At 63.2% G+C, this 18,440-nt stretch carries 22 protein-coding genes; 10 read left to right on the top strand and 12 right to left on the bottom strand.

Annotated elements, in window-relative coordinates:
- Positions 1 to 63: 63 nt before the first annotated feature.
- The 3 genes from ACE3PR_RS07030 to ACE3PR_RS07020 form a co-directional block, all read right to left on the bottom strand.
- Positions 64 to 1,818, bottom strand: coding sequence for a heparinase II/III family protein (locus ACE3PR_RS07030; protein ID WP_374369708.1), 1,755 nt, complete (start codon positions 1,816 to 1,818; stop codon positions 64 to 66).
- A gap of 28 nt (positions 1,819 to 1,846) precedes the next feature.
- Positions 1,847 to 2,521, bottom strand: coding sequence for a ribulose-phosphate 3-epimerase (gene rpe, locus ACE3PR_RS07025; protein WP_374369705.1), 675 nt, complete (start codon positions 2,519 to 2,521; stop codon positions 1,847 to 1,849).
- A gap of 99 nt (positions 2,522 to 2,620) precedes the next feature.
- Positions 2,621 to 3,106: a PAS domain-containing protein gene (locus tag ACE3PR_RS07020; RefSeq protein WP_374369702.1), complete on the bottom strand. Its 486-nt coding sequence runs from the start codon at positions 3,104 to 3,106 to the stop codon at positions 2,621 to 2,623.
- 186 nt (positions 3,107 to 3,292) lie between these two features.
- Here ACE3PR_RS07020 and ACE3PR_RS07015 point away from each other — a divergent pair, with 186 nt between their 5' ends.
- Both ACE3PR_RS07015 and tdh read left to right on the top strand, forming a co-directional pair.
- Positions 3,293 to 4,492, top strand: a complete 1,200-nt coding sequence (locus ACE3PR_RS07015; RefSeq protein WP_374369699.1) for a glycine C-acetyltransferase — start codon at positions 3,293 to 3,295, stop codon at positions 4,490 to 4,492.
- Positions 4,493 to 4,519: 27 nt separating this feature from the next.
- Positions 4,520 to 5,545 carry an L-threonine 3-dehydrogenase gene (gene tdh / locus ACE3PR_RS07010; protein WP_374369696.1) on the top strand — a complete coding sequence of 342 codons (1,026 nt, stop codon included), beginning with the start codon at positions 4,520 to 4,522 and terminating at the stop codon, positions 5,543 to 5,545.
- Positions 5,546 to 5,616: 71 nt separating this feature from the next.
- On the opposite strand, the gene ACE3PR_RS07005 is transcribed toward tdh, so the two are convergent.
- The 6 genes from ACE3PR_RS07005 to hslV all read right to left on the bottom strand — a co-directional run bounded on the left by ACE3PR_RS07005 (position 5,617) and on the right by hslV (position 11,489).
- Positions 5,617 to 5,958 carry a hypothetical protein gene (locus tag ACE3PR_RS07005; RefSeq protein ID WP_374369693.1) on the bottom strand — a complete coding sequence of 114 codons (342 nt, stop codon included), beginning with the start codon at positions 5,956 to 5,958 and terminating at the stop codon, positions 5,617 to 5,619.
- A 90-nt stretch (positions 5,959 to 6,048) separates the two neighbouring features.
- Complete coding sequence (locus tag ACE3PR_RS07000; protein WP_374369690.1) at positions 6,049 to 6,192, bottom strand: hypothetical protein; 144 nt, start codon at positions 6,190 to 6,192, stop codon at positions 6,049 to 6,051.
- 65 nt (positions 6,193 to 6,257) lie between these two features.
- The gene (locus ACE3PR_RS06995) at positions 6,258 to 7,655 is read right to left on the bottom strand and encodes an RsmB/NOP family class I SAM-dependent RNA methyltransferase (protein WP_374369687.1); all 1,398 of its coding nucleotides are present in this window, start codon (positions 7,653 to 7,655) and stop codon (positions 6,258 to 6,260) included.
- A 53-nt stretch (positions 7,656 to 7,708) separates the two neighbouring features.
- Positions 7,709 to 9,367 carry an ATP-binding protein gene (locus ACE3PR_RS06990; RefSeq protein WP_374369684.1) on the bottom strand — a complete coding sequence of 553 codons (1,659 nt, stop codon included), beginning with the start codon at positions 9,365 to 9,367 and terminating at the stop codon, positions 7,709 to 7,711.
- A gap of 192 nt (positions 9,368 to 9,559) precedes the next feature.
- Positions 9,560 to 10,921, bottom strand: coding sequence for an ATP-dependent protease ATPase subunit HslU (gene hslU, locus ACE3PR_RS06985; protein WP_374369681.1), 1,362 nt, complete (start codon positions 10,919 to 10,921; stop codon positions 9,560 to 9,562).
- 4 nt (positions 10,922 to 10,925) lie between these two features.
- The gene (gene hslV / locus ACE3PR_RS06980; protein ID WP_374369678.1) at positions 10,926 to 11,489 is read right to left on the bottom strand and encodes an ATP-dependent protease subunit HslV; all 564 of its coding nucleotides are present in this window, start codon (positions 11,487 to 11,489) and stop codon (positions 10,926 to 10,928) included.
- A 253-nt stretch (positions 11,490 to 11,742) separates the two neighbouring features.
- Between hslV and hisB the strand changes: the two genes are divergently transcribed.
- The 7 genes from hisB to ACE3PR_RS06945 are packed head-to-tail and all read left to right on the top strand — an operon-like array spanning position 11,743 to position 15,877.
- Positions 11,743 to 12,354, top strand: a complete 612-nt coding sequence (gene hisB / locus ACE3PR_RS06975) for an imidazoleglycerol-phosphate dehydratase HisB (protein WP_374369675.1) — start codon at positions 11,743 to 11,745, stop codon at positions 12,352 to 12,354.
- Positions 12,351 to 12,989, top strand: a complete 639-nt coding sequence (hisH, locus tag ACE3PR_RS06970) for an imidazole glycerol phosphate synthase subunit HisH (protein WP_374369672.1) — start codon at positions 12,351 to 12,353, stop codon at positions 12,987 to 12,989. The genes hisB and hisH overlap by 4 nt, the downstream gene beginning before the upstream one ends.
- A 10-nt stretch (positions 12,990 to 12,999) precedes the next feature.
- Positions 13,000 to 13,527, top strand: coding sequence for an N-acetyltransferase family protein (locus ACE3PR_RS06965; protein ID WP_374369670.1), 528 nt, complete (start codon positions 13,000 to 13,002; stop codon positions 13,525 to 13,527).
- On the top strand, positions 13,524 to 14,276 hold the full coding sequence (gene hisA, locus ACE3PR_RS06960) for a 1-(5-phosphoribosyl)-5-[(5-phosphoribosylamino)methylideneamino]imidazole-4-carboxamide isomerase (RefSeq protein ID WP_374369667.1): 753 nt from the start codon (positions 13,524 to 13,526) through the stop codon (positions 14,274 to 14,276). Before ACE3PR_RS06965 ends, hisA begins: the two co-directional genes overlap by 4 nt.
- Positions 14,273 to 14,749, top strand: coding sequence for an endonuclease domain-containing protein (locus ACE3PR_RS06955; protein WP_374369664.1), 477 nt, complete (start codon positions 14,273 to 14,275; stop codon positions 14,747 to 14,749). Before hisA ends, ACE3PR_RS06955 begins: the two co-directional genes overlap by 4 nt.
- Entirely contained in the window at positions 14,743 to 15,510 is a 768-nt protein-coding gene (gene hisF / locus ACE3PR_RS06950; protein WP_374369661.1) for an imidazole glycerol phosphate synthase subunit HisF, read from the top strand. Before ACE3PR_RS06955 ends, hisF begins: the two co-directional genes overlap by 7 nt.
- A gap of 22 nt (positions 15,511 to 15,532) precedes the next feature.
- The gene (locus ACE3PR_RS06945) at positions 15,533 to 15,877 is read left to right on the top strand and encodes a phosphoribosyl-ATP diphosphatase (RefSeq protein ID WP_374369658.1); all 345 of its coding nucleotides are present in this window, start codon (positions 15,533 to 15,535) and stop codon (positions 15,875 to 15,877) included.
- Between the two features lie 10 nt (positions 15,878 to 15,887).
- On the opposite strand, the gene ACE3PR_RS06940 is transcribed toward ACE3PR_RS06945, so the two are convergent.
- The 3 genes from ACE3PR_RS06940 to ACE3PR_RS06930 form a co-directional block, all read right to left on the bottom strand.
- A complete protein-coding gene (locus tag ACE3PR_RS06940) occupies positions 15,888 to 16,415 on the bottom strand; it encodes a hypothetical protein (protein ID WP_374369655.1) in 528 nt (175 codons plus the stop codon).
- Positions 16,416 to 16,542: 127 nt separating this feature from the next.
- Entirely contained in the window at positions 16,543 to 17,118 is a 576-nt protein-coding gene (locus ACE3PR_RS06935) for a polymer-forming cytoskeletal protein (RefSeq protein ID WP_374369652.1), read from the bottom strand.
- Between the two features lie 124 nt (positions 17,119 to 17,242).
- Positions 17,243 to 17,914 carry an EI24 domain-containing protein gene (locus ACE3PR_RS06930; protein WP_374369648.1) on the bottom strand — a complete coding sequence of 224 codons (672 nt, stop codon included), beginning with the start codon at positions 17,912 to 17,914 and terminating at the stop codon, positions 17,243 to 17,245.
- Between the two features lie 54 nt (positions 17,915 to 17,968).
- Between ACE3PR_RS06930 and ACE3PR_RS06925 the strand changes: the two genes are divergently transcribed.
- Complete coding sequence (locus ACE3PR_RS06925; RefSeq protein WP_374369645.1) at positions 17,969 to 18,367, top strand: hypothetical protein; 399 nt, start codon at positions 17,969 to 17,971, stop codon at positions 18,365 to 18,367.
- The last annotated feature ends 73 nt before the right edge of the window (positions 18,368 to 18,440 follow it).

The following is an 18,440-nucleotide window of genomic DNA, read 5'->3' as shown; positions in this document are numbered from 1 at the left end:
CGCCCAAGAGCAAGGGGACAAATCGTCAACATCCGCCTGCTCGTCGGCATCCGTCTCCGCGACCTACTTCTTGCCGCCTTCCCGCTGCAGCAGCCAGCGGATTTCGGTGCGGTCACTCTCGATCGTGCCGAGAACGACGATCTGCTGGCTGCGACGGACCTGGCCGCCTTCAGCGATATGGACGCTTTCGGCGAGCGCCAGTTCCGCGCCGTCGACCCGCAGGCGCCAGCCGGAACCCTTCGGCATCTTGATGAAGGCGTTCTGGCCGTTCTGCGTAATGCTGACGCTGACCTGGGGATGGAGATGGAAGCGCAGCGCATATTCGTTGCCGCCAGGCCCCACCAGATGTTCCTCGCCCATGAAATCATGACCGTCGGCGGAGAGATAGATCTTGCGCCGGTGCACCAGGCCGAAACCTTCCTCATAGCCGTCATGGGAGGTATCGAGCCAGATCTGGCCGTCGGTCTCCTCGCGCCGACAGGTCACCACATCCGGCCGCAAGGCGAGACCGCCATGCGGGAGGAGCATCGCCGAATTAGTATTGTCAACCACCAGGGTCGAATGCGCGGCCGTCGTCCTTTGCACCTGGCGCCATTCCTTGCTCCAGGGATGGGCGCCGCAATTCACGATCATGCGTTCGCCGTCATAGCCGAGCTCGAAGGACAGCGTGCCGGCATGGGCGTGATCGTCCAGGCCGTGTCGCGGCGGGGCGCCGCAATCCATGATCACCGTGGTGCGGCCGCGGTCGAGGCGCTGGAATCCGGTCAGCGGCAATTGATTGAGCGGGCGCAGCTTCTCGCCCACGCGCTCGATCGTGCGCACCAATTCCTGCGGGTCGATCTCCGGCGTGTCGTTGAAGCCGGCCAGCATGCCGTCGCCATGGCTGAGCATGAGAAGGACGGAGCCGAGATTGTTGATGGTGAGCACCAGGCTGTCAGGCAGCGATGGCGCCGCATTGCCCAGCTGTGCCGCCGCAGCCTGGAACGTGTCGCGAAGGTCGATGAGATGCTGCAACACTTCCAGCATCAATTGCGGGCTGCGTTCGACATGCCCGCCATCGGCCAGCATCTGAGCGGCGAGGGCCGGAGCCAGATGCGCCTGCCCGCGCGCCAGCCATTTCTCGCCGCGCGGCAGCATGAGGCCCGCCAGCATCAGGCTGGCCGCGGCCTTGATATAGGCCCCGCCGGCCAGGGCGTCGGGCAAGGCGCGGGAAAGATGTTCGGCCTGGCGCGACAGCGAGAGAAACAGCGCCGAGCGGAACAAGGCGTCGTTATTGACCTCGAGATAATCGTGATTGAGAAGAATGTTCCGCAGCCTCGCCGCCAGGATATCGGCACGCCAGGCGAAGGCATCGTATCGCTCGTTCTCCTCGATCCAGCGCATGACAAGCTGGCGGGCCAGCTGGCGGGCATAGGGGCCACCCACTACCCTGAGATCGTTGAGCCAGGCGAAACTGTTGACGACCTGCCGCCAGCCATCGCCTACCCCGATTGGGTTGCCGAGTGGCTTGGGGCTTCTGACCACCTCGCCGGCGAAGCGAAATTCATCGCCGAGCAGCAGCAGGCCCGCCTGATCGTCACCGCCCCAGGGTTCTGAGGCCGGCAGCTTGATCTCACCGGAAGAGCGCCGCCCGAGCGACACGTGATAGAGCCCGCTGTGATAATAGGGCTGGCGCAGGCGTTGGCGCAGACGCTGCCAGATATGCGCGGCTGGCAGCGCAAAAAAGGTCTGCAGCTTGGGCGCCAGCAATTTGGGTCGCTGATTGCCGCGGCGCGGGCCGTTCTTCAACCTGGTCTCGGTGCCGCTGCCTTCCGCCATCTGCACCTGCTGAAACGATATGGGCCCTTCAGGCCCGGAGCCCGGCGATATTGCCGGCATAGGATGTGGGGCCGCCCTTGAAGGTCGCCGTGCCGGCCACCAGGACATCGGCCCCCGCCTTCACCGCCGCCCTGGCGGTTTCGATATTGATGCCGCCATCCACCTCGAGATCGATCGGGCGGCCGTTCTGACTGGCGCTCACGGCATCGATGCGGCGGCGGATCTCGGCGATCTTGTCGAGGGCCGAGGGAATGAAGGCCTGCCCGCCGAAACCCGGATTGACGCTCATCACCAATACGAGGTCGAGTTCGGGCAGCAGGTAATCGAGGACCGAGAGCGGCGTCGCCGGGTTGAGCGAGATCCCGGCCTTTTTGCCGAGACTCTTGATCAATTGCACCGTGCGATGGGGATGCGGTCCCGCTTCCGGATGAAAGGTGATGATGTCGGCGCCGGCCTGGGCGAATTCGGCCACATAAGGATCGACCGGGGCGATCATCAGATGGACGTCGAAGGGGATCGCCGCATGAGGCTTCAACGCCTTCATGACCGCCGGGCCGATGGTGATGTTGGGCACGAAATGGCCGTCCATCACGTCGACATGCACGTAATCCGCGCCGGCCGCCGCGATAGCGGCGACTTCCACGCCCAATTTCGCGAAATCGGCGGAGAGGATCGAGGGGGCGATTTTAGTCTTCTGCTGCATCCGCCCTAACTAGCACCCGCGCCGCGCCGCGATCAAGGCAGGGAAGGGCGCATTTTCCGCCCGTTCACACCCCCGGTCAGGCCCAAGGTCGGGCCCCTGTCAGGCCTGCGTATCGACCTGGGCGAAGGTGAGCACCATGTTGACGGTTTTGTCATCGTCCGAGAGCGGCAACAGCAGGCCTTCCTGGCTGCGGAGATAACCCGACCGGCTGACATATTCGGCCCAGTCATAGACCGGCAGATGCTGGTCGATCACCAATTCGTAGTTCCGCAAGGTTTCCTCAGCGCTGCGGCCGATCATGCCCTCTTCGACCGTACGGCCGGTCGGGTTATAGCCGCGGAAACTGACATCCGTCTCGCCCACCAGGCGGTAGACCAGACGGCGCGGGTTGTGGAAAACGTCAATGAGCTGGATATGCGGCAGCCAGGGCACCATCTCGGTGGGATCGATATCGGCGCGGGACGGCATCTGGCGGCGGGTACCGTCCGGGCGCAGCCTTTTGCTGTCCCAATAGCTGTAGAACGCCCAGGTGATCGGGCGACAGCGCCGGCGCATCTCTTCCATATCGGTGGTACGCGGATACATGGCGGCTTTCTACAGGGGCACCTTCCGGCAGGCAATGGGAACTGAGAAATCGGTCGGGCGCCGTCTTCGCAAAAGTCATTTTGCATGGCCGCCCCATTGCGGGATCATGACCCGCGCCGGATAATCGGGCCAGTATCATTCGGGGCTATATCATTCGGGCCAGTACCATAAGGGAGTTGCAGCCGCATGGGCGGTTCCTATCTCGATCATATCGACGCCACTCTGGCCCAGATCCGCGCCGACGGTTTCTGGAAGGCGGAACGCGTCATCGCGACGCCGCAGGACGCCGCCATCACGCTGGCGGACGGACAGCAGGTGCTGAATTTCTGCGCCAACAATTATCTGGGGCTAGCCGACGATCCGCGCCTCATCGCCGCTGCCAAAAAAGGCCTCGACGAACACGGCTTCGGCATGGCCTCGGTGCGCTTCATCTGCGGGACCCAGGATCTCCACAAGGCGCTTGAAGCGGATATCGCGCGCTTCCTCGGCACCGAGGATGCGATCCTTTATTCCTCCTGTTTCGATGCCAATGGCGGATTGTTCGAGACCTTGCTGGGGGAGGAGGACGCGATCATCTCCGACGCCCTCAACCATGCCTCGATCATCGACGGCATCCGGCTTTCGAAGGCCAAGCGCTTCCGCTATGCCAATAACGACCTTACCGATCTGGAAGCCCGATTGCGCGAAGCCGATGCGGCGGGTGCCCGCTTCAAGATGATTGCCACCGACGGCGTCTTCTCGATGGACGGGATCATCGCCGATTTGAAGGGCGTCACCGATCTCGCCGCGCGTTACAATGCGCTGGTCATGGTGGATGACAGCCATGCCGTGGGCTTTGTCGGCGCGCATGGTCGTGGTTCGGCCGAGCATAAAGGCGTGCAGGGCAAGATCGACCTTTTCACCGGCACTTTCGGCAAGGCCCTGGGTGGCGCCTCGGGTGGTTACATCGCCGGGAAAAAGCCGGCGATCGATCTCCTGCGCCAACGCTCGCGGCCCTATCTCTTCTCGAACTCCCTCATGCCGGCGATCTGTGCCGCGACGCAAGCCTGCCTCGCCCTGATCGACAGCGCGGAAGGGGCGGATTTGCGCCAGCGCCTCATCGCCAATGGCCGCCATTTCCGCGCTGAGATGACCAGGCTCGGCTTCACGCTGGTACCGGGCGAACACCCGATCATCCCGGTGATGCTGGGCGATGCGCGCCTTGCCGGCAACATGGCCGACGCGCTTCTCAAGGAAGGGATCTATGTGATCGGCTTTTCCTATCCGGTGGTGCCGAAGGGCCAGGCGCGCATCCGCACACAGATGTCGGCCGCCCATTCCACTGCCGATATCGACCGCGCCGTCGCGGCCTTCGCCAAGGTCGGCAAGAAATTGGGCGCCATCTGAGGAACATGCCCATCTGAGGAATATGCCATGAAAGCTCTCGTCAAAGACAAGGCCGGGCCGGGACTCATCCTCACCGATGTGCCGAAACCGGAAGTGGGCCACAACGACGTCCTCATCCGCATCCGCAAGACCGCGATCTGCGGCACCGACATCCATATCTGGAAATGGGATGAATGGGCGGCAAAGACGATTCCCATCGGCATGCATGTCGGTCATGAATATGTCGGCGAGATTGTGGCGATGGGCGAGGAGGTGCGCGGCTTTCAAATCGGCGACCGCGTCTCGGGCGAAGGCCATGTCACCTGCGGCCATTGCCGCAATTGCCGCGCCGGGCGGCGCCATCTCTGCCGCAACACGGTGGGTGTCGGCGTCAACCGGCCCGGCGCCTTTGCCGAATTCCTCAGTCTGCCTGCGGTCAATGCCTTCAAGATTCCCGACAATATCGCCGACGATCTCGCCGCCATCTTCGATCCTTATGGCAATGCCACGCATACGGCGCTGAGTTTCAGCCTGGTGGGCGAGGATGTGCTCATCACCGGCGCGGGACCGATCGGGATCATGGCGGTGGCGATTGCCAAACATGTGGGTGCCCGGCATGTGGTCGTCACCGACGTCAACGAATACCGCCTGGAGCTTGCCCGCAAGATGGGCGCCAGCCGGGCCGTCAATGTGGCACGCGAAAAACTGGCCGATGTGATGAAGGAACTCGGCATGGTCGAGGGCTTCGATGTGGGTCTCGAAATGTCCGGCGTGCCCTCGGCCTTCTCGAGCATGCTCGATGTGATGAATCACGGCGGCAAGGTCGCCTTGCTCGGCATCCCGCCTGCCAATACCGCGATCGATTGGAACAACGTCATCTTCAAGGGGCTGGAAATCAAAGGCATCTATGGCCGCGAGATGTTCGAGACCTGGTACAAGATGGTGGCGATGCTGCAATCCGGTCTTGATCTGTCGCCGATCCTCACCCACCATTTTCCCCTGGCCCATTACGTCGAGGGGTTCGAGACCATGCTCTCGGGACAATCCGGCAAGGTGATTCTGGAATGGCCATAAAAAATGCGCTCCACCGGATGGGGGCACGGTGGAGCGCAAGGCGCGACTTAGGGAAGTCTCGCTAAACGAAGTCAGGAAGCGCGGCGGGCGGCCTTGGTCTCTGCTTCCGGGATCTTGACCGAGCTGACCTTGCCGGTCGGCGATTTCTCGGGATCCTTGTCGGCACCGAGACGCGCGATGGCGTCACGCACCGCGCGCAGGCGTTCACTGGTGGCGCCACTGCCGGGGCCGGTCATGTTCTCTTCACCAGCCACCAGCAAGAGACCCAAATCGTAATCCCATTGCTGCAGCAGCTTCAGTTTCTGGACGCGGTCGAGATGATCGGCGGCCAGCAATTCGGCAGGCGAGCCAAAGGCTTTCGCCACGTCCTGCATGGCAGTTTCGAAATCCTGTTTCGGCATCTTCGCAGTCATTGGAGGAACCTCCATTTGTAGCCGTCAGATAAAAACGGCGCATGTCGCCGACAGTTCCCGGCCAGTTCCCGGCTCGAAAGTTTCCAATGATTAATTGAACAGGAAATAGATCAGGATCAGCACCGGAATCGGCACGCCCAGCAACCACAACAATCCATAGCGCATCTTCACTCTCCATCTCGTTTGCCACGGCCGCACGTGATCGCCGCGCAAAGGCGAGACCGGATGCGACACCTTGTCCGTGATGGAGACAAAACGGCGGATGCGGCGGGTGGTTCCCGCGCCGTTTCGCGCGGAAATCAGCCCGCCTTCAGAATCCGGGCGGCATAAAAGCCGTCGAGGCCGCCCTGATCGGCGAGATGGCTGGGCAGCGAGCGGAAATCGCCGGCGGGCGAGATCAGCTCGAAGAGCCCGCCGACCTCTTCCGTATGCACGCGGTCGCGCTTGAGATCGGCATGGCGCGCGAGCAAGGCCTCGATCCGCGCCGGGCCTTCCTCGGGTTGCAGCGAACAGGTGCAATAGATGAGCGTGCCGCCGGGACGGAGCAGCGAGACCGCCTTGTCCAGCAAGCGGTCCTGTGTGGCGCCGAGCTTGGCGAGATCGCGCGGATCCTTCAGCCAGGCGACATCGGGATGGCGGCGGATGGTGCCGGTGGCGGAGCAGGGCGCATCCAGCAACACCGCGTCGAAATCGCGGCCGCGATCCCACAAAGCCGCGTCGGCCACTTCCAGCTCGGCATGGAGGCGCAGGCGCTCAAGATTTTCTTTGACGCGGGCGAGGCGCGGCCGGGATCGATCGAGCGCCGTCACCTGGGCGCCGGCCGCTGCCAATTGCGCAGTCTTGCCGCCGGGGGCGGCACAGAGATCGATGACGCGGTGACCGGCCACATTGCCCAGGAGCCGCGCCGGAATTTGCGCCGCCATGTCCTGCACCCACCAGGCGCCTTCGGCATAGCCCGGGAGATCCTCGACCCGTTGATGCAGGCGATCGCCGCCCTCGGAGGCGACCGGACGGCGCAAGGTGCCGGGAAGCGGCATCAGGCGCGCGTGCAATTGTCCGGCCCAATATTCGGCCTCGGCCGGACGCCGGCAGCAGAAATCGAGCGGCGGTTCGTAAAGATGCGCGGTGGCGATCTGGGTGGCCTTGGCGACGCCGTAAGCCTTGACCCAGCTTTGCCACAGCCAGTCGGGGAGCGAGACGGCGCCGGCCGGTGCCGAAGCCAGGAACATGCCGGGATCGCGCGAGATCCGGCGCAATACCGCGTTGATGAGGCCCTTGAAGCCGGTCTCGCCGCGCTGGGCGGCCAGCGTCACCATGGTATCGACCGCGGCATGGGGGGCAGTCGAGAGGAACATGATCTGGGCCGCCCCCAGGCGCAGGATATTGCGCACCAGAAGGGCCCGCGCCGGCAGCGGCTTTTCCAGGCATTGGCCGAGGGCGTGATCGATCTGGCCCATATGCCGGAGCGTCGTGGTGACCAGCGCCCGCACGAATTGCCGGTCGCGCGGGGCGAGCTGATCCAGTTCGGCGTGTTCTCCCAGCGCCTCGTCCAGCGGCTTGCGGCGCCGGAACACGGCGTCCAGCAAATCGAGAGCGATCGAGCGGGCGGAAAGGGTGGGCGAGCCGGATTCGCCGCCGGGGACGGTTTCGGCCTTGTCCGGCTGGGGCTTTTCCGATGCTGGGTCCTGTGGCGACATGGCCGCCCTGATAGCGGATCGGCTGGAACTTGTCTAATCGGGACTGGATTTGGCTAGGGACGGGGGGCTTCCAGTCGTGATTCCGGCAGCCAGATGGTGATGCGGGTGCCGATGCCGACACGGCTGTGGAGGTCGAGCTTGCCGTCCATCAATTCCACCAAAGCGCGGGCGATGGGAAGGCCGAGCCCGGCACCTTCATGGCCGCGCACGAAGGCGTCTTCAACCTGGCCGAAGGCAGAGAAGACCAGCGGCACGTCCTCGGCGGCGATGCCGATGCCGGTATCGGTCACGGACAGCGCCAGGCCATCGGGCACCCGCGCGGCTTCCAGCGTGATTTCACCCCCGGGCAGCGTGAACTTTACCGCGTTGTTGACCAGATTGAGGAGCACCTGGGTGAGCGCCCGTTCGTCGGCGCGCACCACCGGCAATCCTTGCGGCAGGGCATTGGTGAGGCGCAGATTCTTGGTCTGGGCGGCATTGCTGACGAGGTTGAGCGTGGTGCGCACGATCTCGTTGAGATCGCAGGGGCCGTCGACCAGGGTCACGCGCCCCGCCTCGATCTTCGAAAGATCGAGAATATCGTTGATGATCTTGATCAGCAGCTTGCCGCTTTCGTGGATATCGGTCGCATAGGCCCGAATGCGCTCGATGCTGACCGGGCCGATCGCCTGGCGTGCGATGATTTCCGAAAAGCCCAGGATAGCGTTCAAGGGCGTCCGCAATTCATGACTCATATTGGCAAGGAATTGTGATTTTGCCTGATTGGCCGCTTCGGCACGTTCCTTGGCTTCGATAAGTTCTTCCTGGCCCACCTTCATGGCGGTGATGTCGACGCCGATACTGCCGATCGCCACCATCTGTCCCTGTTCGTCACGGATCGGAAATTTGATGTCCTGGAACCAGCATTCGATCCCGCGCCAGGTGTAGCGGTTTTCCCGCAGGATCGGCCGCCCTGCTTCGCACAATTCGTTGTCGAGTTCCTCGACCTTGGCCGCGGTCTCGCCATCGGCGATGTCGCGGATATGCCGCCCGACCATATCGGCGGCCGGCACGCCGAAGAATTTCTCGACCATCGGATTGACGATCACGTAGCGGCCCTCGAGATCCTTCACCGACATGTTGATCGGCGCATTCAGGAGGAAGCCACGCAATTGCGCCTCGGCCACGTTGAGTGCATCGGTGCGATGCGAGATCTCCGCCTCGAGATTGCGGGCGAGGGTACGCAATTCGATCTGGCTGGAGCATTGCGCGGCAAGGCGCTTCAGGGCGCTGCGCTGCTGCTCGGTCAATCGGCGCGGCGCAACATCCATGACATTGAGCGTGCCCAGGGCCAGGCCGCAGCCGGAGCGAATCTGCGCGCCCGCATAAAAACGGATATGGGGTGGAGCGGCGACCAGCGGGTTGTTCTCAAAACGGGGATCGCGGGTGAGGTCCTCAATCTCGAACAGGTCTTCTTCATCGATCGCGTAATCGCAGAATGAACCGGCCCGCGGAATTTCGGTGAGTGTGATACCTACCCGCGATTTGAACCAAAGCCGGTCCCGATCGACCAGCGAGATGACGGAGATCGGCATCGCACAGATCTCGCTGGCCAGAATCGTGAGGTCATCGAAACTCTGCTCGGCCTCGCTGTCGAGGATGTTCCGGCGCCAGAGGGAATCGAGGCGTTGCCGCTCAATCTCCTTATTTCTAACGCTGCCCCCGCCGCTCACCCAGCCCTCCAGCCCCGCATGCCCCGGAACCCGGGTGCCATATCCTTAAGCCCACACCCTTAAGGATGATCGCCCCCAAGTTACTAATGCCGACTATGGGCACAAATCCAGGTATGTGCAATTCCCGGCTGCCGCGCCGGCAAAGAAGTCACGGCCCGGCAATGCCTTGATTTTGGCCAAGCTGTATACGGCCTAGAGGATGAATTTCGAGAGATCGGCGTTCTTGGCGAGCGGCGCCACACGGTCGCGGACATAGGCGCCGTCGACGGTCATTTTCTTGCCGCCCATTTCGGAAGCGTTAAAACTCACTTCCTCCAACAGCTTTTCCAGGACGGTCTGCAGGCGCCGGGCGCCGATATTCTCAACCGAGGCGTTGATCTCGGTGGCGAGATCCGCCAAGGCGTCGATCGCGTCCTCGGTGAAGACCAGCTCGACCTCCTCGGTCGCCAGCAGCGCCACGTATTGCTTGACCAGGCTCGCTTCCGGCTCGGTCAGGATGCGCCGGAGATCGGCGCGGGTGAGGGCGTCGAGCTCCACCCGGATGGGAAGGCGCCCCTGCAATTCAGGCAGCAGGTCGCTGGGCTTGGCAAGGTGGAAGGCGCCCGAGGCGATGAACAGGATATGGTCGGTCTTTACCGGGCCGTGCTTGGTCGCGACCGTGGTGCCTTCGATGAGCGGCAGCAGATCGCGCTGCACGCCTTCGCGGCTAACATCGGCGCCGGCCCGTTCCGAGCGCGCGCAGATCTTGTCGATCTCGTCGAGGAACACGATGCCGTTCTGCTCGACCGTTTGAATTGCTTCGCTCGTCACCTTCTCCTGATCCAGGAGCTTCTCGCTTTCCTCGGCCAGCAGGACCTCGTAGGAATCGGCGACGTTCATGCGGCGCGCCTTCATGCGCCCGCCGAAGGCATTGCCGAGCACCTCGTTGAGGTTGAGCATGCCCATCGAGGCGCCGGGCATGCCCGGAATCTCGAAAGTCGGCAGCGCATTGCCGCCGCTATCCTTGACGTTGAGTTCGATCTCGCGGTCGTCGAGCTCGCCGGCGCGCAGCATGCGGCGGAACTTGGAGCGCGTCTCGGCGCCCGCACCTTCGCCGACCAGAGCATCGAGCACGCGTTCCTCGGCCAGAACCTCGGCCTTGGCGCGAACCTGGCGGCGCATCTTCTCCTTCGCCATGCCGATGGCGATTTCGACGAGATCGCGCACGATCTGTTCGACATCGCGCCCGACATAGCCGACTTCGGTGAATTTGGTGGCCTCGACCTTGAGGAAGGGGGCCTGGGCGAGCTTGGCGAGGCGCCGGGCGATCTCGGTCTTGCCGACGCCGGTCGGCCCGATCATCAGGATGTTCTTCGGGTTGACCTCTTCGCGCATGGCAGCATCGAGCTGCTGCCGGCGCCAGCGATTGCGGAGCGCGATCGCCACGGCACGCTTGGCATCGTGCTGACCGACAATGAAACGATCGAGTTCTGAAACGATCTCGCGCGGCGTCAGGCTGGAGGTCACCAGCGTCTCTTCGGGCTTGGGCGCTTGCTTGCGGGCGGCTTCGGTCATCTGGTTACAGCTTTTCGATCATGACGTTGTGATTGGTATAGATGCAGATATCGCCGGCGATCTTCATGGCGCGCCGGGCGATGGTCTCGGCATCCAGCCCCTCGATATCGACGAGCGCGCGGGCGGCAGCGAGGGCATAGGAGCCGCCGGAACCGATGCCGATGAGACCGTCTTCCGGCTCCAGCACGTCGCCGGTCCCGGTCAGGATCAGGCTGACATTGCTGTCCGCCACCGCCATCATCGCCTCAAGCCGGCGCAGATAGCGGTCGGTGCGCCAATCCTTCGCCAGTTCCACGCAAGCGCGGGCCAATTGGGCCGGATATTGCTCCAATTTGGCCTCGAGGCGCTCGAACAGGGTAAGGGCGTCGGCGGTTGCCCCGGCGAAGCCGGCGATCACCTGACCCTTACCGAGTCGGCGCAATTTCTTGGCATTGGCCTTCATCACGGTGGGGCCGACAGTGACCTGGCCATCCCCGGCCAGAACCACCTCGTTGCCGCGGCGGACGAGCAGGATGGTCGTGCCGTGCCAGGGAGCAAGGCCGTGACGGTTATCGCGATCTTCGGACATGAAGCTTCCTTAAACGGGGCGCCTGCCGGACCGGTTGCCGGCGGGATCGGCGCGCAAACTTGGCTCTTCGGGAGATAGGTTAACGATTGGGGCCAATCAAGCCGGAATCGCCCGGCACGGCTCGCATGGCCGGCATGGCCCCTTTGCAGCGAACTTCTCTTGAATCCGGCCCTAAAGGCTGGCCAATCCGCCATTCTGCTGCTAAGAACCCGGCAATTAAGGCCTTTTTTCTGAACTTCAGCGGATGAATGCGATGCGGATCGGGAAAGTCGAGCGCAGGACCAAGGAAACCGAGATCATGGCCGAGGTCAATCTGGACGGCGAAGGCCGTTCGGCGATCGCCACGGGCATCGGATTCCTCGACCATATGCTGGACCAGCTCGCCCGCCACTCCCTGATCGACATCACCTGCAAGGCCAAGGGCGATCTCCATATCGATTACCACCACACGACCGAGGATACCGGCATCGCCATCGGCGAGGCATTTTCCAAGGCCCTGGGCGATCGCAAGGGCATCACCCGCTATGGCGAGGCGACCATCCCCATGGATGAGACCCTGACCCGGGTGGCGCTCGACGCCTCGAACCGGCCCTATCTCATCTGGAAAGTGAATTTCTCGCGCGACAAACTGGGCGAGATGGACACGGAATTGTTCAAGGAATGGTTCCAGGCCTTCGCCCAGAATGCCGGCCTCACCCTCCATGTCGAGAATCTCTACGGCGAGAACAACCACCATATCGTCGAGAGCAGCTTCAAGGCCTTGGCGCGCGCCTTGCGCCAGGCGGTCGAGATCGATCCGCGGAAATCCGACGCCATCCCCTCAACGAAGGGAACGCTGGGCGGGTCGCTCGCGAAACCGGCATGAGTGTTGCCATCATCGATTACGGTGCGGGCAATCTTCGCTCCGCAGCGAAGGCGCTTGCCCATGCCGGACGCGCCCAGGGTGAAGAGGTGCTGGTCACCGCCGATCCGGCCGTCGTCGCCAAGGCGGACCGTATCGTGCTGCCCGGCGTCGGCGCCTTTGCCGAATGCAAGCGCGGCCTGGAATCGAAGGAGGGTGTCGTCGAGGCGATGCGCGACGCCGTGCTGCGGCGCGGCCGACCCTTCCTCGGCATCTGCGTCGGCATGCAATTGATGGCGAGCGTCGGTGTCGAATATGGCGAGCATCCCGGCCTCGACTGGATCAAGGGCAAGGTGGTGAAGCTGGCGCCCGCCGATCCCACGCTCAAGATTCCGCAGATGGGCTGGAACGACCTGGCCTTCCGCCAGGCCGGCCATCCGCTCTTTGCCGGCTTGAAGAGCGGGGTCCACGGCTATTTCGTCCATTCCTATCATTATCTGCTCGACGAGCCCTCGCATCTGCTGGCCGATGTCGATTACGGCGGCAAGGTCGCGGCGGCGATCGGGCGCGACAACATGATCGGCCTCCAGTTCCATCCCGAAAAGAGTCAGGCCGTGGGTCTGCAGCTGCTGGCGAACTTCCTCGCCTGGAAGCCGTGAGGGCCGCGCCATGACCGATATCAGGATCGATATCGTCACCGAGTTGAAGCGCAACGAGATCGAGGAATTGTGCGAGGCGACCGAGGCTGCGATCGAAGCCGGCGGCGGCTTCGGCTGGCTGAAACCACCGCACCGGAACATCCTCGAAGTCTTCTGGAAGGGCGTCATGCTGGTGCCCGACCGCGCGCTGTTCGTGGCACGGCTCGACGGCACCATCGCGGGTTCGGCGCAATTGGTGCGGCCCACCAGGAACAACGAGGCGCAATCGCATTCGGCGCAATTGACCACCAGCTTCGTCGCCCCCTGGGCGCGCGGGCATGGTCTGGCGCGGCAGATAACCCTGGCGGTCGAGCGCGAAGCGCGGGCCCGCGGCGCCCGCGTCATCAATCTCGATGTGCGCGAGACTCAACAGGCGGCGATCCATCTCTATCGCGGACTCGGTTATCTCGAGATCGGCCGCCATCCGCGCTATGCCATGGTCGACGGACATTACGTGGCCGGTCTCTATTTCTGGAAATCGCTGGAGGATGCGGCGTGATCCTGTTTCCGGCGATCGATCTCAAGGGCGGGCAATGCGTGCGCCTGGTCAAGGGCGACATGGCGCAGGCGACGGTGTTCAACACCGACCCAGCCGATCAGGCGCGGCAATTCGCGGTGGCCGGCGCCGAGTGGCTGCATCTTGTCGATCTCGACGGCGCCTTCGCCGGACAGCCGGTGAATGAGCCGGCGGTCGAGAGCATTCTGTCGGCAACCGCCTTGCCGGTGCAATTGGGCGGCGGCATCCGCGACATGGCGCGGATCGAAGCCTGGCTGAAGAAGGGCGTCGCGCGCGTCATTCTCGGCACGGTGGCCCTCAAGAACCCGGATCTCGTGCGCGCGGCCTGCCGCACCTTTCCGGGCAAGATCGCCGTCGGCATCGACGCCAAGGGCGGCAAGGTCGCGGTCGAGGGCTGGGCGGAAACATCGGAACTCAGCGCGCTCGATCTCGCCCGCCGCTTCGAGGATGCCGGTGTTGCCGCCATCATCTATACCGATATCGACCGCGATGGATTGCTGCAGGGCGTCAACGTGACGGCGACCGCCGAGCTCGCGGCCGCCCTGGCCATCCCGGTGATCGCGTCGGGGGGTGTTTCCTCGCTCGACGATATCGAGAAGCTGCTCGATGTCCTGCCGCAATCGCGCGTGCGCGGCGGCGGCATCGTCGGCGTCATCTCGGGCCGCGCCATCTATGACGGCCGGCTTGATCTTGCCGCTGCCTTAAAACTGTTGCGCGAGAGGACGGCGTGAATCGGGCGCCAGAGAAGCGCCCCTCACCCCAACCCCTCTCCCCGCAAGCGGGGCGAGGGGCTAAGAGTATCGAGCGCGCACGGCAACTGCGGAAAAACATGACCGACGCCGAGAAGAAGCTCTGGCAGATGTTGCGTGATCGCAGGTTGATGAACACCAAATTCCTGCGTCAGGTTCCGGTCGATCGTTACATTGTCGACTTTCTTTGTCGGTCAGCCAAATTGGTCATCGAAGTTGATGGTGGCCAACACGATGATAACCGACGCAAGGATGAAATTAGAACAGCGCAGCTTGCGGCGCATGGATACCGCGTTGTTCGATTCTGGAACAATGAAGTCCTGGCCAATGCCGAAGGTGTTCTGACTATCATCCTCCAAGAACTCGGTATCGATCCAGCAGCTCCCTCGCCCCGCGCGAGCGGGGAGAGGGCGGGGGGTGAGGGGTCGCGCAAGAACGAAGGTAACCCATGCTGAAGATGCGCGTCATTCCCTGCCTCGACGTCAAGGACGGGCGTGTGGTGAAGGGGGTCAATTTCGTCGATCTCATCGATGCCGGCGATCCGGTCGAACAGGCCAAGATCTATGACGCGGCGGGCGCCGATGAGCTGACCTTCCTCGACATCACCGCCAGCCACGAGAACCGCGACACGCTCTATGACGTGGTCGCCAAGACCGCCGAAGCCTGTTTCATGCCGCTCACCGTCGGTGGCGGCGTCCGCAAGTCAGAAGACATCCGGAAGCTCCTGCTGGCCGGCGCCGACAAGGTGTCGATCAACACCGCGGCGGTCAACAACCCCGATTTCGTGCGCGAGGCCGCGCAGAAATTCGGCGATCAGTGCATCGTCGTCTCGATCGACGCCAAGGAAACCTCCCCCGGCAAATTCGAGATCTTCACCCATGGCGGCCGTGAAGCCACCGGCATCGATGCGGTTGCGTTCGCCCAGCGCATGGCCGAGAACGGCGCCGGCGAATTGCTGGTGACCTCGATGGACCGCGACGGGACACGAGCCGGCTACAACATCCCCTTGACCCGCGCCATCGCCGATGCGGTCACCGTGCCGGTCATCGCCTCGGGTGGTGTCGGCACCCTCGATCATCTGGTCGAGGGTATCCGCGACGGACATGCGACGGCGGTTCTGGCCGCATCAATTTTCCATTTTGGCCTCTTTACGATCTCTCAAGCAAAAGCCCATATGGTGGCGGCTGGTCTCAACATGCGCCCCTTAGGTGCATAAGGACGGCCGGAAGGATCTTGAGATGGCCGACGACAAGAAACTCGATGGGACGACGCTGGATTGCCTGTTCAAGGTGATCGAGGGCCGCAAGGGCGGCGATCCCACGCAATCGCATACCGCGAAGCTGTTCGCCAAAGGCACCGCCAAGATCGCACAGAAGGTCGGCGAAGAAGCGGTCGAGGCCGTGATCGAGGCCATGCGCGACGACAAGGCGGCGCTGGTCGCCGAATCCTCGGACCTGCTTTATCATCTGCTGGTGCTGTGGGCCGATCGCGGCGTCAATCCGCAGGATGTCTGGGCGGCGCTCAAGGCGCGCGAAGGCACTTCTGGCCTGGCTGAAAAGGCCGGCCGCAACAAGGGCCGCTAAACGTCGATATTTACGTGCTGGGCTGCGTGTTGGCCGCGACGACCGGGCTCGGCAGCGATTTCAAACATGCCTCGACCGGTTTCTTCTCGGCCTTGACGCTGCGCGCCTCGGCATAGGTGACGCGGTAGGTGCCTTCGGCCTGATAGAGGAAGAGGTCCAGCACGCAATCCCCGCCGATATACTGATAGATGCGGGCCGGATCTTCATCGCGGATCCGCGCCGGCGCGCCCAGGGCTGCGCGCAGATCTTCCGATTCCAGCCCCAACAATTTGTCGGCGCTCTGCCAGATCACGGCCGGCGTTTCGGCCTTGGCCGCTTCTTCGGTTTTGGGTGCCGTCTCCGTCGTGCCGGTAGCGCGGGCGATGGCGGCCGCCTTCTTTTCCTTGGCGCTCTTGGCGGCGATCTGGCCCGGCTGCGCGCAAGCGCCCAGCATCAGCGCGCAAAGAGCCAGAAGCGAGAGGCGGCGGAAAGTGGGGACGCGGGAGGGACCGGCCAAGGCCAGTGACGGGAGGTTCAACAATGCAGCGGAACGATACACGTTCCAAACTCCCCAAACTAAATCCCGTTGGCCGCGAGGGATTCCCCATCCGCGGTAACGTGAGATTAACGGTCCAACCCTAAGGAATCATTAAGAAGGTGTCGTAAAGATACATAATATTGGCAGTTTAGACGGAGCCTGAGCCGCTGCCGCCTTCGCCACCACCCTGGGAATCCGCCAGGGCCTCTATCGTCCCGGAGATCACCCCACCGCGTTCGACCTCAAGCTGGCCGTAGCGGATCTTGCCCAGGACCTTGCCGCTGGCGCGGATGGTCAGGCGCTGGCGCACCACCAGATCGCCGTCGAAACGGCCGGAAATGTCAGCGGATTCAATCTCGGCGGAACCGCGGAATTCGCCCGAACCGGCAATGTCCATGGCCCGGCAATCGGAGAGGACCGCCTCGACCTTGCCTTCAACCACCAGGCTGTCGCAGGTGCGGATCTCGCCGTTCAGGAAAATGTCGCGACCGACGATGAGCTTCTTCTGCTCGGCCTCGCCGGAGCGCGGCGCCGGAGGGGCACCGGCAGCGGGGCGCGCAAAGGCGCTCATATCCGGGCTGCGGCGCGGAATATCAGGGTTCATGGCCGGGCGACCTGCAGCCGGCGCAGCGGGCGCGTCCGGCTTGGCGTAGCTCTTGGTCTCGCCTTCGGTCTTGGTTTCGGCGCCCTGGGCGGGTTGCTCGTCTTTCTTTCTGCCAAACATGCGGTGCTGGTCCCTAGCCTGAACTGTCGATCTGGTGAACTTGGTTAGCTTGCGCCGCAAACCTTGCTGCGCTCTTTCCCGAGATCGGCTCCATCCATCCCTGGTCTGTCGATCACGGCTCGCCTCACACCCGGCGCGTCTCCAGATTTACCACAGATTCAAAGATATGCACCATAAAAGCGATGCCGATGACCGGGGCGATGAGGTTTAAGAACGGGATCGTCGAGAGAAAGGCGATGACGATGCCGGCCAGGAGGAATTGGCCCCGGTGACGGCGGAAAATGTCACGGGCGCCGGGCCTGGTCAGCCGCCGGAAAGCCGGCATCTCGAAATATTCCCGGCCCAGCAGGTAACCGTTGAGGCCATAGGCCAGCGCCGCGTAGACCGGCGGCACGAACAGGAAGGGCAGGATCAGGATATTGGCGAGGAGCGCTACAACCGCCATTTTGCTGCCATCCAGGATGGTCGCGAACAACGAGACCTGATGCGGCATGGGCCGGTCGGGATAATGCCGCGCCATCACCGCGTCGATCACCTGATCGGAGAAGATGGCCGCGGTCGCTACCGCCACCATGGGAAAAGTGAACCAGGCAATCACCACGGCCGCGAAGGCGCCAAGGATCTGGGCGGCATCGCCCCACCAGCCGTCGAGGCCTGAAAAGGCACCCACCAGATACCAGGTAAGAGCGATGAGGCCGATGAAGATGGCGAGCGCCAGACCGACGCTGATCCCGATCACCTTCTGGATGCGCGGATCGCCGAGCTGGCCGAAAGCCAGGGAGAGGGCTTTGAACACGTATTTTTTCCAGTTCTGCCAGAATGTTGCCAAGATGTAGGAGAAACTAGGGGCATGCGCAATGTCACCCCACGCCAAATTCTCGCCGCGGCCCTCTCTCTGGCTCTCCTTGTCGTTATCCGGGACGCCGCAGCCGATCCCACCGAAGCCGAGGCCCTGATGGGGTCCTGGTGCGACGATACCGGCTATCGCCTGGATCTCGGTCCCGACGGCATCACGTTCTTCGATACGCAGGCACCGAATCCGCCGCCCGGGCAGGAACTAGCCTTCGCCGCGGGCATGGCGGTCTATTCCCAGGATTTTCGCGACACCTCCTGGCCGGAACTCGATGTCGTCGCCTGCACCCTGCGCCTGACCGGACCCGGCGAGGCGCTGGAAAGCTGCACTGGCCCTGGCGTCGGATTTCGTCCCCAAATCGCTCTCAAACGCTGCCCGGTGACGCCGATCAGCTGATTACTTGTTTCTCTCGTTTCCTGTTGTCATGGCCCGCTTCAGGCGGGCCATCCACGAGTTAGTTGGCGATTGA

It is taken from the genome of Dongia sp. (genome assembly GCF_041909655.1).
GTDB lineage: Bacteria > Pseudomonadota > Alphaproteobacteria > Dongiales > Dongiaceae > Dongia.
The sequence above is the reverse complement of the archived record's forward strand: the minus strand, read 5'-3'. Positions and strand labels throughout refer to the sequence as shown.